Origin of the sequence: Paenibacillus sp. FSL R7-0204 (genome assembly GCF_038002225.1) — a bacterium.
Classification (GTDB): domain Bacteria; phylum Bacillota; class Bacilli; order Paenibacillales; family Paenibacillaceae; genus Paenibacillus_AQ.
Map to the genome: position 1 here is coordinate 4,995,592 of NZ_JBBOCA010000001.1, position 13,861 is coordinate 5,009,452.

Genomic DNA, 13,861 nt, shown 5'->3' on the forward strand with positions numbered 1-13,861 from the left:
GATCTATTCTAACATGCTTGTGCTCCATACCACCTTTGTAGTAACATATTCGTATGTCCCGCTACCCACTTTATATTGATTACCGTCAGGCAGTCTAATGTCAGCTGTACAGTTTCCAGGAACTTTAATGATATAGGTTACTTCATGCCCTTTTATTTCCCACCCGCTTGTTACTTTTCCATATACACTTGAATAAGTAAGCTTGGCATAGTTCAACTCGCTGCATGGTGTGGGTTTAATGACAAAATGGTTCTTTTGACCAGAAGTATTTATACCGCAAAGACCACTAAACAACCATTCACAGCAAGCCCCCTTTGAATAATGGTTAAGCGAGGCATCCGGTGTCCAGTTCTCCCACATGGTTGTTGCTCCGTTGATTACCTGATACATCCAGCCCGGATTGTCCGGCTGGGTTAACATCCTCCAGGCATCCTCTGTATATCCATACTCACTTAGGATTCCCAATACAAATGGAGTGGATAAAAAACCGGTGCCGATTTTATGTTTCCGTCTTCTTGTTAATTCAACAAGTTTTTCCACCAACATTCCCTTGTCTTTATCATTCACCAGATCCAGTGCAACCGGTCTGACCAGCTTGGCCATTCTTTCAGTTTCCAGAGCTTCTTTGCTTATAAAATAGTGCTGATACGCCTCTTTAATCTTCTGTGAAATCTCCGCGTATTCTCCCGCTTCCTTGTGCTTTCCCAGATGCTCGGCCATCTCAGCAAGGCATTTCAGGGAGTAGGCCAGATAGGCTGAGGCCTCTTCCGGTCTTGGATACAGTAGAGCCATCTTGCCTTCCGTGCCTTTGGGTTCACTCCATTCTCCGAAATGTCTGCCTTGTCCTACAATGTAGGCTCTGTGTTTATTAGAAGCCGGAAACTTTAAAAAGGAGAATATATTATACTTTCCTAACCTAGTCATGAAGAATTCAATCCAGCGTACCATAGAATCGTAATGCTCTTTCATAACACTGTCATCCCCATAGCGCTTCCAATAACGATAGGGTATCAATACGATAGCATCCCCCCACCCGCTGGACCCCTCCACGGACAATGAATTGCGGAAGTTGCTGACTCTCGGAGTAATGTTATACACCAACCCGTTCTCGGCCTGTTCGTCACATACATCCCGCATCCATTTTCTATAAAATGCAGCCTGATCCATAAATATCGTGCCTGTATCAAAGAATAGCTGTGCATCCCCGGTCCATGCAGCCCTCTCACGGGTAGGGCAGTCGGTTGGCACATCCATAAAATTCCCTTTCACACTCCATAAAGTGTTCTCCACAATTTTGTTGATTCCCTCATTGGAGCAATTAAACTCAGCCGTAACCTCCATATCCGAATATACGGCAATTGCCGTAAAAGCGTCAGGCTTAACCTCACCCGGCCAATTTTGCACCAAAGCGTATTGAAATCCCTGGATGCTAAACTTTGGTTTATAATATTCTTCACCATTGCCACTACAGATATATTCGATTTTTTGCAGGTGTGATTTCGTATATTCTCCATCATAGGAGATATTTTTTATCGTAAAATTCCCTTCATCATTTAACTTTTCTCCCATAACCATTGTTATTTTATGACCCTTAGGCGCTTTCACAAAAAATTCAACATAACCTGCTATATTCTGTTTAAAATCAAGAACAGTCTGTCCATCTGGTGTTCTGATCACTTCAGGCCGAAGTCGCTCCTTTTCTACAACAGGAACATTATTAGAACAACAAACCACACCGTTATATGAGGTTTCCAAGGCAACAGAAGAATAAGTTGGCTTCCTCCATGCTTCAACAATCTCTCCATCCTTCATATCAGCATAGCAGATGGGTCCATCATTACTCCAAGTGAAGCTGTTATCGGAAGTAATGATCATCCTATTTCCTTCATCATCTGTGATTTCCAGCTGTGCCAGGAGTTTCGGTTCGTACCCAAACACTTTACTCCCCCCAAAGACCCCTGCCTTACTGGCGTACCATCCATCCCCCAATTCAATCTCCATCGTGTTCTGAGCGGACAGCAAATCCTTAACATCAAAGGACTGATAATGTGTACGGACATCATAATTGGTGGAGCCTGGCGTGAAATATTGATTTCCAACACGTTTTCCATTCAGCTTCGCTTCATAAACTCCATTCGCAGTAATGTATAATCTGGCTTTTACAATTCCTCCGGGGGTCTGAAACTCTTTTTTAAAGCAATCCACCGGATAACGGACTTTCTTTTTTTTACTGTGAACGTAATTCCCCATGATCCACTTGGCCTTCCAGTCCGCAGGCTGCAGCAGACCCATTTCAAAAAACGCCGGTTCACTCCAAGGTCCTGCTTCCCCTGATTCATCATAAAGCTTCACTCGCCATGATACGATATCCCGGCTATTCAGTGCAGTCGTTATCCTGGCCGACATTTCACCCGTTTCTATCTTGTCACCTGTAGATATCAAATCTCCGTTAATTTCCAATTGAATGACATAGGCAGATTGTTTAATTCCGTCTGCAACATTCCACATCAAACGCGGTGAAGTGATATCGATTCCAATAGGGTTCAACAGATATTCAGTCTTTAAATTCACTGCATGAATCATGATATTAACTCCTTTTCCTTACATACTATTCTCCATTTCTTTCTCTGAGCTCGCTTACAATTTGAGGGTGTCTCTTCTCCAGCTTCCAAAAGAGCATACACACAAAAGAAATAGCTGCTAAAATAATTGGCAGATAAATGCTAATCATTAAGACTCCACCGATTGCCGAACTGGACTGCTGAGCTGCCGCTCCATCAAAACCGGTCGCACCCAGTATCCACCCAATGCCGGAAATGCTCAGAGAATTTGCTAAAAGCGTAGCTATACCAACCAGACTCATCATCATCCCAGGTACACGGATACCGCTTTTCCACTCCCCATAATCTATAGTGCTGTTTACAAGAACTGTAATTACCGCTGCTAATGGTATAGACCCTATTCCGGAGATCATAAACCCTAAGAAGGCAAGGGGTACGCTGCTTGTATCCATTAGACGAATGAATCCGCCTACTATTCCAAATATCCCCCCACAAGCCACGATCCATCGAACACCTATCTTTTTGACCAGAGCCGGAAGAAACACAAAGACTAGTATTGCTGGAGCCGCACCAACCATTGCCAGCACACTCTGCAGCTTTATATCTCCGAGAATATAGCGGGCATAATAAACACTGGTTGCATTATTCAAAGAAAGAGTAGCGGTTACTACGAAAAGGACTAGGCAAGAAACAAGGAAATATGGATTTCTCAAAATGGATTTCATTGCATCCTTAAAGGGAACCTTCTTTTCAACGCCTTTCTCATCACGGTTAATCGTCTTTACATTCTCATGTGAAGTCCTGAATTGATTGAACATAAGCAAGGAAGCTACGACTATCAAGACAGTGGTGACGATAAAATATGCCCGTTGATCTCCCCCCATTAGCTCAACAACTGGCACATAGCCTAAAGTTACAACCATAGCCCCACCAATGGTGCCTAATGCTCGCCCTGAGCTCATCTTTGTCAGTTCCAGCGGGTTTCGGGTTGCCATTGGTATTAATGAACCTGAAGCCGAAGTGAACATGGAGGTTCCTACATTGAACAGGATTATGCAGGCACCCGCCCATAACATTTTGCTGGACAGCTCAAGACCTTCCGGAATGGAAAACAGCAGCATGAGGGGCAATGCCAGAGGCAGGATAGATCCCGCTAACCAGGGTCTTACCTTGCCATGTCTGGAGTCGAATTTATCAATCATTACTCCTGTAGCAAAACTTGTTACCGCGCCAAGGATAGATCCAATCAATATCAGAGTGCCTAGCAGAGTACTATCTAAATGAGCAATAGTCGTTAAATAGTACATGGCAAAGGAACTAAACAGAATTGCAATTAGCGAATTCCCAGCCAGTCCCAGGCTATCGCCGATCAGTTGCCCTTTTCGAAGTTGTAATGGGATATCATCACCAGGACCAACAGGCTCTATAGTCCGTCCTTCCTTTACATCGTTTTCTGCAATCATCTTAAATTCCCCTTATGATTTGTATTGGTTGTATTTTTGATCAAATCAAAACTGATCAGATCTAGTTTACCCTTTCCTTCAAAAGTAAAATAAAGCGGATATACCCTGTTAAGCGAAGTCATTTCCCCTTCAAAATGCTTCCATTGCTCAGATGAGGAGACCTCTATCTCCGCTACGGCCTTTCCGCCCAGTTCGGTTGAGACCTTTACTTTTCCAGTCGCATTTCCGCGTGTTACAATCCCGATCCGGTTCGTGCCTTCAAATTCAAAATACTTAAACCCGGCAGTTGCACCATTCCTGAAATTTGATATATATTGATTGGAATTCCCCTCTCTGTCTTCGCCTTCCTGAGTAAGATATGGGTGCCCTTTTCCTGTCAAGAATAAGAGAAACGATCCTCTGGCGCCTTTCTTGCTCATAAGGTTACAGGCAATTCCTGCTTCATAAGTCCCTTCACCCTTTAATGGCTTTCCATTTAATCCGCAAGATGTCATTTCAACCTGCTTTATTGATCCATCCTCTTCAATTACAATTTTCTCTGCACAGGCTTGCCGGGAATACGGATTTTTATTGGTGTGCCTATGATGGAATATATACCACGTACCATTAATCTCCACTAAACTTCCATGATTATTACCGAAGTAGTTTAACGCTTCTTTCTTCTGTCTGCCATTCAAGTAAATATCCGCATTGGATATAATTGTGCCGCCATACTTGAAGTCTCTGTCCGGGTACTGGCTAGTAGCATAACAAAGCTCATGACTATGCCTTGATGAATAAATAAAGTAATACGTACCCTTGATCTTGCGGATTGAGGATGCCTCAAAGAAATGATGGGACCCGAAGCCCTCTTCCTTCCTGTCCAGAACTACCTTTGGACCCTCTTTCACCGTCAGCATGTCACTTTCCAATTCCATTACAAAGGCTCCCACTACTTTTCTGCCTGAGTAACTGTTGACAACTGGAGGATTATATCCGGAATATAAGTAAACCCTTTCATCGTCATCTACCAGAACAGCAGGGTCAAACTGAATATATTCTCCCTTATCAGAACCAAGGACATGACCAGCTTTATCCTGCACATGACCATAAAACTCATATTTGCCTGCAGGTGTATCACATACTGCTACTGATAAAATATGTGTGCCGCTCAAACTGTAATATAGATAGTACCTCCCATCTACACCTCTTGCGACATCGGGAGCGTAAAGATAATGATTTCCTGTTTGTTTGCTCAATGGATCTTGGACTTTGTCATAAATTACACCTTCATACTTCCAATCTCCAAGATCGTTAACGGATGCGGACCAGCCTACATAGTTGTTCATACAGTAAGTTGTGCCGTTAAATTTGTCATGTGACCCGAAGACATATATTCTACCGTCAAAAACATACGGCTCAGGATCGGGAATGTACTCATAGCTTGGAATAAATGGATTGTACGCTTGCTTTTTCATGGCTTCCCCCTACCCCAAATCTTATAAAATTCTTTTGATTAATGTATAAAGTAAAACAGGAATCAATTTGCACCGATTCCCTATTTACAGTACGTGCTTTAAATTGTATGAATAAAGCATCTGGCTGCCGTTAATCCGTCAGTTGTTACTTCGACTGAAATTTCTCCAGCGCACCCATTGCTGCGGATGACCGCCAGTACCTTGCCTTTGAATAATTGTCTATGATTAGCCGTGAATGACTCTTCAGTTACTGGATTACCAGAACCCAGAGCTATTAAGTCACCAGTCCCTGATACATTAAAATAGATATCATTTTCTGCATAACTTATTAAATCACCGTTCCCGTCTACTACTTCCGCAGTAATATAAGCTAAATCCCCATACTCAGCTTTAATATTCTCCCGATCCACAGTAAGCCTTACAGCTACAGGAGCGCCGGTAGTCTTCAGGGTTTCTCTCCCCGACTCAATTCCATCTATATAAGCAATAGCCTCGATTATACCTCCGCTGTAGATAACGTCAAAGCTTGTTTTCAGCTTCACCGCAGCACCCGCAGGTTTTCTCCCTTGTGAGATGCCATTAATCACTAACTCTACTTCATCAGCATCGGAGTATACATTCACACTAGTCGGCTTGCCTTCGTATTCCGGATAACTCCAGTGATTCTCAACGGGTTCCCAGCCCCAGGGAAGGTGATTAATTTGCTTTCCATACAGTTCAGGCGGCAAAACGCCAATGTATGGTTTATTTCGGTTCCCCCACATAATATCCCGGAAATAGGACTGGGGACGCTTGAATCCGCATACATCCATGTCACCGACATTAGCGTAAAACCACGGATAACTAGCCCCAAGAAAACCAGCTTCCTTATCGATTTCCACTCTGCCTATACCAACCTCGCCGAGATAGTCTATGGCTGTCCACACAAAATCTCCGGCTACGTTCGGATTATTCATTGTGGAAATCCAATTATCATATTGTGTGTGAGGATAAGATTCTGTACCCACAATTATTCTATTAGGAAAACGGATAGCATCGTATTCATACCTTGAATTAAGGTAGTTGTAACCAACGACATCTACGTCTTCCAGAAATTCCTCCGTTCTATCGCCCCAACTGTCATTGTCAGGATCGACACCGTTTCCCGCAAGATTCGCCCCTAAATTCCCCATAGCCATATTAATGGCAACATCTTCCATAAGTCCGCAAACTGCTAAACTTACAGGTCTGGTGGAATCTAGTTCTCTGGCATATTGAATAAGCTTCTTTGCCCAAGCGTAGCCCTCTGACTGACCATCCCGTTCCATGATCTCATTTCCGACACACCACATGATAACAGACGGATGATTATAATCCCTTAAGATCATAGAGCCCAAATCCTCCTGCCAATCCTTCTCAAACCACAGGTGGTAGTCATTAGCACTCATACCTACTCGCCACACATCGAAAGCCTCGTCAATGACCAATAATCCAAGCCTGTCACAGGCATCCAGAAATGCGGGTGAAAAAGGATTATGGGCCAGCCGCACTGCATTAAATCCTGAAGCCTTCAGCAATTCAGCTTTGCGTTCCTCTGCCCTGTCATAACTGGCCGCACCCAGGGGGCCATGGTCATGATGGACGCTCCCTCCCTTAAGCTTCATACTAACTCCATTTAAGCTGAAGCCATTCTTCGGATCAAAGGATATGCTGCGGATACCCATGTTACTTTGGATAGTATCAACAACTTCCCCGCCTACAGACACTTCACAAATCATCTTATACAGATTGGGGACATCGGTGCTCCACAGCTTAGGATGATCTACTGTTATCAGGGTATCCGCTAATTTCTCTTCACTTTGAGCCAGTGTTACCTTTGCGGTACCTTCTGCTACTTGGTCAGAACCATAGTATAATTTGAAGACAGCTGTTGCCTCTACATCACGGTCTTCCGCATTCGTAATCTTCACGCTGGCATCCACTATCGCGAGTTCAGCACTAACCTCTGAAGTAGACACCTGTAAGTCCCAAGGCTTCACATGAACCTTCTCTCCCGTATGCAGCCATACATGTCTATACATCCCGGTCCCTTGATACCATCTGGCACTTGGCTTGGCACTGTCATTTACGATAATGATTATTGTATTCTCACCAGGCTGGAGCTTCGTTGTTAGATCAACTATGAATCCCGTATAGGCATAATGGTGGGTAGCTATCAAATCCTTGTTTAAAATCACTTCCGCTATGCCACACACGCCTTCGAATTCCAGGAGAATGTGCTTACCGACTAATTCATCAGTGAAGCTGATAGTCTTCTTGTAGTAGACAACACCTCCGGAAACAAAACCTTCTCCACTTCCTGAAGGGTTGTTGGCATTTCTAGGCTTTGCTATGCATGCATCATGCGGTAAATTAACCGGTTGCCAAGGCACTAGAGCAGCCATCTCCAATGGCATAAAACCATACTCATGATATTCCCAGCCACTATCAAAAAGTTGTTTGTTCATTAGGCTCTCCTTTGATTACCAAATATCAATAGCTGTTACACTGTGGGGTTCAACAGCAAGCTCAAGGATCCATTCCACGCTTGGAAGGGACTTCAGTTCAAAAGGGGTACTAATCATGTCAGCAGCCTGGAACAATTCCTGCAGCTGATGCTGTGTAGGATATACCGGACTGCCTTGCTCCAGCCATTTTGCTTTTGGATTGGCATGAAACTCATCGATAACCCGAATTGTTGCTTGTTTCCCTGTTAAATCACCCTTAAATGTAATGTAAACCTCCATAAATGGCTTCATCCCGATACTGAGAAGGAAATCAATGAGGGAATGCTTCTGTATTCCCCAATTCATCTTACCTTTATTTATCTAATGGGTTAATGGATAGGATTAGCCAGTAATCTTGAATAGGATGAAACAATAGACTAGACTAGATTTAGGTCGAAATGTGACACAGGAGGTTACCGTGCTTACAGAAAAGATGGATCACATACTTCAGGTATTAACAAATTTAGAGGAGTTCTACAAAGAAAACTCCGACGGTAAGCTATCCTTACAGGAATATTCAACTTACACCAAATTTCTATCCAGTAATTATATTAAGAAAAATAAATTAATCCGCGTATATTGGCCCCAATATTCTGAACCAACCCCTAAATACATTACCGGTTTAACGGAACTGGATGAAAATATGCTTATTTTGGCAGACCTCAACATGGCCATAACCAAACATATCAATTTCTCTCTTGATCTCATGCACTCCAATAACTACTTTCAGTGCATCTATATTCATAAAGGCAGCGGGATTCTTACACTGTCAAATAAGACATTTCAGTTGTCAGAGGGAGACCTGTTTGTTATGCCCCCCGATACAATGCATTCCATAAAAATGTTAGATGGAAGTATTTGTATTTATGTGATGATAAGACGTAAATATATTGATTCTGTTTTTTTTGAATTATTCCACCATAATCCTCCCCTGATTAGTTTCTTTAACAAAGTACTTTTCGAAGAAACCAAGCAGGAATCGAACTATATCCTCTTTCATACTGGCGATAACGATGATGTAAGAGAAACCATGCTACGCTTATTTAGTGAATACTTATGGGGAGATGAATTCCGAAACCAGATTATGGAATGCTACTTGAAGTTATTGTTTAGCTTCTTGTTTCGCCACAAGCAGTCTGACATTGAAACCCCAACTTCATTTTCAAATATTGAACTGCATTTCAATGAAATTATGAATTATATAAGAAAAGACTTCAGATCAGCAACTCTATCGTCAGTAGCCGAATACATGCATCTAAGCAAACAGTACATCTGCAGGATTATACAACAGGTATCCGGCACTAGCTTTTCCAAGCTGTTAATGGATGTAAAATTAAGAAAAGCGGTCCAGTATTTAATGGAATCCAATCTGAAACTCGAAGATATTGCGGATTACACAGGTTTCTCCGATGTCTCCCATTTTAGCCGCACATTTAAGACTCATTATGGTCTTTCACCATCGAAGTACCGAACGCAGAGCAAGGTCCAGCTGTAAATAGCAAATAAAAAAACAACCCCGGGATGGAGGTTGTTTTTTGGGTTCATCAGTAATCTGCTAGATTGCCCGGGCGACTTCATGGGCTTCACTTACAGCATTTTTATTTAACTGCGACATCTAATTCTGATACAATTTTTTTATACTCGCGTCCATCCTCCTTACCTTGAATCGGGTTCCACACTTGGGCAAAGAACGGTTCCCGCTTCGCACGCTCTTTGTAATTCCAGCTCTCCTGTTCGCACTGCGGGCAGAAATGTCCGCCCTCTAGGACCAGCTTGGGACTGGCGCTGAAGGTATGTCCAAACGCACATTTGAAATCAAGCTGCCCCGTCCAATCTCCCGTTGTCATGTCCGTAGAGAGACATTCACCACCGCGGAATTCCGCTGCCCCCCTCATATCTTCAATATTTAATTGCGAAGCCGGCTGATCCTCATCGTAACCATGGTCAAGCTTGATGGCTTGGTCCCACTGGGAGAAGCCCTTCATTTCAGACAGCTTGGCAGGAATAGCCTCCCAGTTCTGTTTGTTGCCCCAAAAAGCGTCAATTTCCTCAATGGCATTGTCTTCAATAAAACGCAGAGTTCCGCGCTTCTTCAAAGCCTGCTTTTTCATCGTCCGCTTAATCATTGCCCCCATGAATTTCTGCCCGCCGGGCAGCTTTGTGATGACCTTCGCAACGGGTACAAGTGCCCCAAGATTATCGAGGTAGCATTGATAGAAATACTCCATGGAGTCACGGCGGAAGTGCAAATAATTCTCCAGCTTATCGGAGTCCAGATAGTATTGTCCATGAAAGTTCCTCGTTGCATACCATTTAGGGTCGATCACATGATCGAGATTCGTTATACCAAGCTTGCCATAGAGCACCCGGTACATGTCCAGTGTACTGACCCGGCAGCTTTCACCCCCGCCAATGTTGTAAATATGCTGCCAGAAGCCTTGATCCAATTCTCCGTCAATATCCTGAATGCACAGATTCCGCATTAAGCGTCCTGAATCCCGGTCAGACACGTATTCCAGTACATTGTCCAGACAATTATGGAACATAATCGGATCTTGAATCTTGCTCATCTTCGGACCCATAATCCCCGTCTGCCGGAGACTCACCCAATAGCTTAGTCCTGATTCAATGACCATACGCTCGGCAGCAATCTTCGATACCGCATAGTAATCATAGACACTTGGCTTAAGCGGGTCTCCCACACGCCCCCAATGAATTGGCGGCATACGGTCACCTGTTTGTGCAACTGTACCTATACTTACCAAGCGGGTGATCCCGGCACGGCCGCTTTGCTTAATGGCATCGATGATGTTTCTCGTTGAACCATAATTTATCCGCATAGCCCGTTCGGGGAATTCGTCAGCCGCTGGAGATACAAAAGCAGCAATGTGGAGTACAATATCTGCTTCCTTTACACATTCGTAGACCAGGTCCCTATCGAGTAAATCACCGTAGACAACCTTAACACCTTGTATTCCCTCATATGCTTTCAGGTTCTGACGGCTGTTAGGATGATCTAAATCGAAGAGTATTAACTCGCATTTTCCCAAATCGTTTATCAGCAGCTTCAGCGTTTCATTCCCCATGTTACCCGCTGCACCTGTGATCATGACCCGTTTTTTCTCCATCCTCATTCACCTTCATCATCATTGTATTGACAATTCATTCGTCTACCTTCAGAATACAGACACAGTGTCTATTTAACAACCATCAGTCTATCGTCAATTTGCTGTAATCTGGACACTTGCGTGGATTGTGTCTATTGTCATAAATAAATTTTTCATGGAGGCGATACCGCAATGAATCAACGGGAACGATTAACCAAGTTGCTCTTGAAGCAAAGTCTGATTCGCCTGCTACAAGACAAAGAGATAAGTCAGATCAGTGTGAAGGAATTATGCACTTCTGCAGGCATCAATCGGTCCACCTTCTATTTGCATTATGCTAATGCATACGAGTTGCTTGATAATGTAGAGCAAGAGATTATTGACAACACTAATGAGTACCTGATCAAAATAGAAGCCAGTGAAAGTGCAGTCACATATATCTTAGCTTTTCTAGATTACATCAAAGGAAATGAAGAACTCTTCACCGTTATGCTGTTCAAAACAAATGATGATGTGTTCTTCCCAAAGCGTTTGCTTAATGAAATACTTATGAGCATTGACAATCACCTTCAGCTTAAGATTCCTGAAGATATGAAGCCTTTTACTTACGCATATTTAGTGAATGGAAGCTTAGCCATCATTAAGGAATGGATACGGACAAAATTCACAGTATCAAGCCATGAGCTGGCTCAGCTCATTTGCGCTTTGGATGATCATGCTTTAATGGCCTTTAAGGCTTCTGATAAGAAGTGATAATTGGGAAGCTTCCAACGCAGCTCTTGCAGCCGCACCTTAGCCGTTATATTTAACGCGGCATCCTTCTGTATACGCCGTGCTTCCATCCTTGGCCGCTGAAAACAGGCTGTCAGGATTCAGTTCCCCTTTCAAGTCCAGATAAACTGTATACACCTCTTCCTCGATACGATATAACGGGATGAATTTTACCGGATGGCCAAGTAGGTCAACCACCTCAAATTCCAGCAGCTCACTTGGAAGTCTGGTGAATTTACTATTCATAGTAACCGCTGAAAGGTCCTGCAAATGCGCAGCTTGACCCATCTGAGCGAGCAAGATGCTGCCATACATCACTGCCGCACGATTCTCAGAGCCTTTTAGCGGAACTAAATGCAGGGAGGCATTGATGTCAATTTCAATCGTATCCTGATCATAGAATACACGCTCAATAATGAAGTAGTTATTCTCCTTCTTAGGGGAGCAGGGAACCGTGTTGATTTTAACAGCTTTGACTGCATGCTCCTTGAATATCATCCGAAATTCAACAGGTTCGGCAACTTGAATGGTAATTGTCGAGGTTGACCCATCAGGGAAAGCAGTTTGCTGAGTAATTGCAGCATTCTTTTCCTTCCAGATTACACTTGAAGAGATAAAAGCATTCAGCAGCAAGGCATCCCCGTTTTTAAACCAAATATTTCTTTGGAGCTCACTCATAGCTTCAATTCCAGATGCCGTACAGCACCAGAAGGAATCGTACGGCGTGCTGAAATTTTTGACGGCGGAGCTCCCCATAGGCTGATGATACTGGGATAACCCGGTTTGGCTGCTCGAACTGTTTAGGATCGCGTTATATTTCAGCGATTCCAGATGATCCAGATATTCTATGGAAGCAGACCACTTCAACAACTGTTCCAGGATCCTTTCGGTATTGTGTGCACAGCAGCTCTCGCTTTCGCCGCCGGTCAATGCATCTTCCAACTTGTTATATTCCCCCCAATGTTCTGACTTCTCCGATACTTTATCTTTGATAAAAGCCGTTGCTTTCGAGCTGTTATTGCCATTCGCAAATGTTCTTCCCTTCAAAAAATCATAGAAATTCAAAGACGCCGACTTGTACTTCTCCTCCCCCATAAGGTTATAACGGTGCATCGCAGCAAGAACCATGGGTAAGTGAGTGTTGGCATGCAGGTTATCAAGTACATCCTCACCGGCTGCCAGGGGCTCCAGGAAATAATCCCGGTCGAACAGCTTGGCCAGCTCAAGGAGCTGGGGATCTCCTGTGATCTCATGCAGGGTGTACAAGGCGTCGCCAATCCCCCCGAATTCGTTCACCGGATTCAGCTTCGTACAACGGAGTATCCCGTCAATTTTCCACAAGGATAACTTCTCGAATCGTCTGCGTATATAATGCGCCAGGTTCAGGGCCAGGGTCATGGCTTTGGAGCTGCCGAGACAGATGTGACAGTCCACCAGTCCCTGTATGATTTTGTGCAGAGTATAATAGGGCGCCCATACATTCCTGTTCTCTTCGAACTCCAGAATATCGAGTGTATCTTCTTCGAAGGCACTCAAATACCCGTTTGGCTTCGCACATAACTCCATAATATCAATAATCTCAAGTGCTTTTGCCTTCAAAACCTCATCCCGGTCCCCAAATCCGAATTTGGCACAAGCCGACAGAAAATGCCCGGCTAAATGTCCCCGGAGGCCAACCTCCACGGCTTCCCATCCGCCCAGGGGCTCTGCAGAAGACACCATTCCCGCATTGATTCTAAATGTGTGCATAAGCCGGTTCGTATCAAACTCAGTAATATACTTTTTAACGAGCGCTCTGCGGCACGCAAAATCCCCGTCAGTCAGCCCTACTTCATCCAGACCAAAGTTAGCATACAAGCTCGGACACCTCAGTTTCTATAAAATAATAGTGCAGCGGAGAACTCTGCATCTATATTTTATAATGCCGGACATCTATAATTGAATTCATCACCTTTGGTTAACCTATACTATTTTCAG

Annotated in this window: 9 protein-coding genes; 2 read left to right on the top strand and 7 right to left on the bottom strand. The window is 43.7% G+C overall.

All coding sequences use genetic code 11. The features are described from left to right. Window positions 1–3: 3 nt before the first annotated feature. The 5 genes from MKX42_RS22040 to MKX42_RS22060 all read right to left on the bottom strand — a co-directional run bounded on the left by MKX42_RS22040 (window position 4) and on the right by MKX42_RS22060 (window position 8,246). On the bottom strand, window positions 4–2,583 hold the full coding sequence (locus MKX42_RS22040) for a family 78 glycoside hydrolase catalytic domain (protein WP_340754618.1): 2,580 nt from the start codon (window positions 2,581–2,583) through the stop codon (window positions 4–6). Window positions 2,584–2,608: 25 nt separating this feature from the next. Beyond that, window positions 2,609–4,024, bottom strand: a complete 1,416-nt coding sequence (locus MKX42_RS22045; protein ID WP_340754620.1) for an MFS transporter — start codon at window positions 4,022–4,024, stop codon at window positions 2,609–2,611. Next, a complete protein-coding gene (locus MKX42_RS22050; RefSeq protein ID WP_340754622.1) occupies window positions 4,021–5,481 on the bottom strand; it encodes a family 43 glycosylhydrolase in 1,461 nt (486 codons plus the stop codon). The genes MKX42_RS22045 and MKX42_RS22050 overlap by 4 nt, the downstream gene beginning before the upstream one ends. Before the next feature lie 98 nt (window positions 5,482–5,579). Next, on the bottom strand, window positions 5,580–7,967 hold the full coding sequence (locus tag MKX42_RS22055; protein ID WP_340754624.1) for a glycoside hydrolase family 2 TIM barrel-domain containing protein: 2,388 nt from the start codon (window positions 7,965–7,967) through the stop codon (window positions 5,580–5,582). Between the two features lie 15 nt (window positions 7,968–7,982). Continuing rightward, complete coding sequence (locus MKX42_RS22060) at window positions 7,983–8,246, bottom strand: GH39 family glycosyl hydrolase (protein ID WP_340754626.1); 264 nt, start codon at window positions 8,244–8,246, stop codon at window positions 7,983–7,985. Window positions 8,247–8,424: 178 nt separating this feature from the next. Between MKX42_RS22060 and MKX42_RS22065 the strand changes: the two genes are divergently transcribed. Then, entirely contained in the window at window positions 8,425–9,501 is a 1,077-nt protein-coding gene (locus MKX42_RS22065) for an AraC family transcriptional regulator (protein WP_340754627.1), read from the top strand. Between the two features lie 103 nt (window positions 9,502–9,604). On the opposite strand, the gene MKX42_RS22070 is transcribed toward MKX42_RS22065, so the two are convergent. Then, entirely contained in the window at window positions 9,605–11,134 is a 1,530-nt protein-coding gene (locus MKX42_RS22070; protein ID WP_340754629.1) for an NAD-dependent epimerase/dehydratase family protein, read from the bottom strand. 171 nt (window positions 11,135–11,305) lie between these two features. On the opposite strand from MKX42_RS22070, the gene MKX42_RS22075 reads away from it, so the two are divergent. Beyond that, entirely contained in the window at window positions 11,306–11,866 is a 561-nt protein-coding gene (locus tag MKX42_RS22075) for a TetR/AcrR family transcriptional regulator (RefSeq protein WP_340754630.1), read from the top strand. 39 nt (window positions 11,867–11,905) lie between these two features. Here MKX42_RS22075 and MKX42_RS22080 read toward each other — a convergent pair whose 3' ends face one another. Further along, a complete protein-coding gene (locus tag MKX42_RS22080) occupies window positions 11,906–13,741 on the bottom strand; it encodes a beta-L-arabinofuranosidase domain-containing protein (protein ID WP_340754631.1) in 1,836 nt (611 codons plus the stop codon). Window positions 13,742–13,861 lie beyond the last annotated feature (120 nt).

What these genes read in the sequence shown, in the direction of transcription:
- MKX42_RS22040 (WP_340754618.1), bottom strand. Translation starts at nt 2,583, where the DNA reads ATGATTCATGCAGTGAATTTAAAGACTGAATATCTGTTGAACCCTATT.
- MKX42_RS22060 (WP_340754626.1), bottom strand. Translation starts at nt 8,246, where the DNA reads ATGGAGGTTTACATTACATTTAAGGGTGATTTAACAGGGAAACAAGCA.
- MKX42_RS22045 (WP_340754620.1), bottom strand. Translation starts at nt 4,024, where the DNA reads ATGATTGCAGAAAACGATGTAAAGGAAGGACGGACTATAGAGCCTGTT.
- MKX42_RS22050 (WP_340754622.1), bottom strand. Translation starts at nt 5,481, where the DNA reads ATGAAAAAGCAAGCGTACAATCCATTTATTCCAAGCTATGAGTACATT.
- MKX42_RS22070 (WP_340754629.1), bottom strand. Translation starts at nt 11,134, where the DNA reads ATGGAGAAAAAACGGGTCATGATCACAGGTGCAGCGGGTAACATGGGG.
- MKX42_RS22055 (WP_340754624.1), bottom strand. Translation starts at nt 7,967, where the DNA reads ATGAACAAACAACTTTTTGATAGTGGCTGGGAATATCATGAGTATGGT.
- MKX42_RS22075 (WP_340754630.1), top strand. Translation starts at nt 11,306, where the DNA reads ATGAATCAACGGGAACGATTAACCAAGTTGCTCTTGAAGCAAAGTCTG.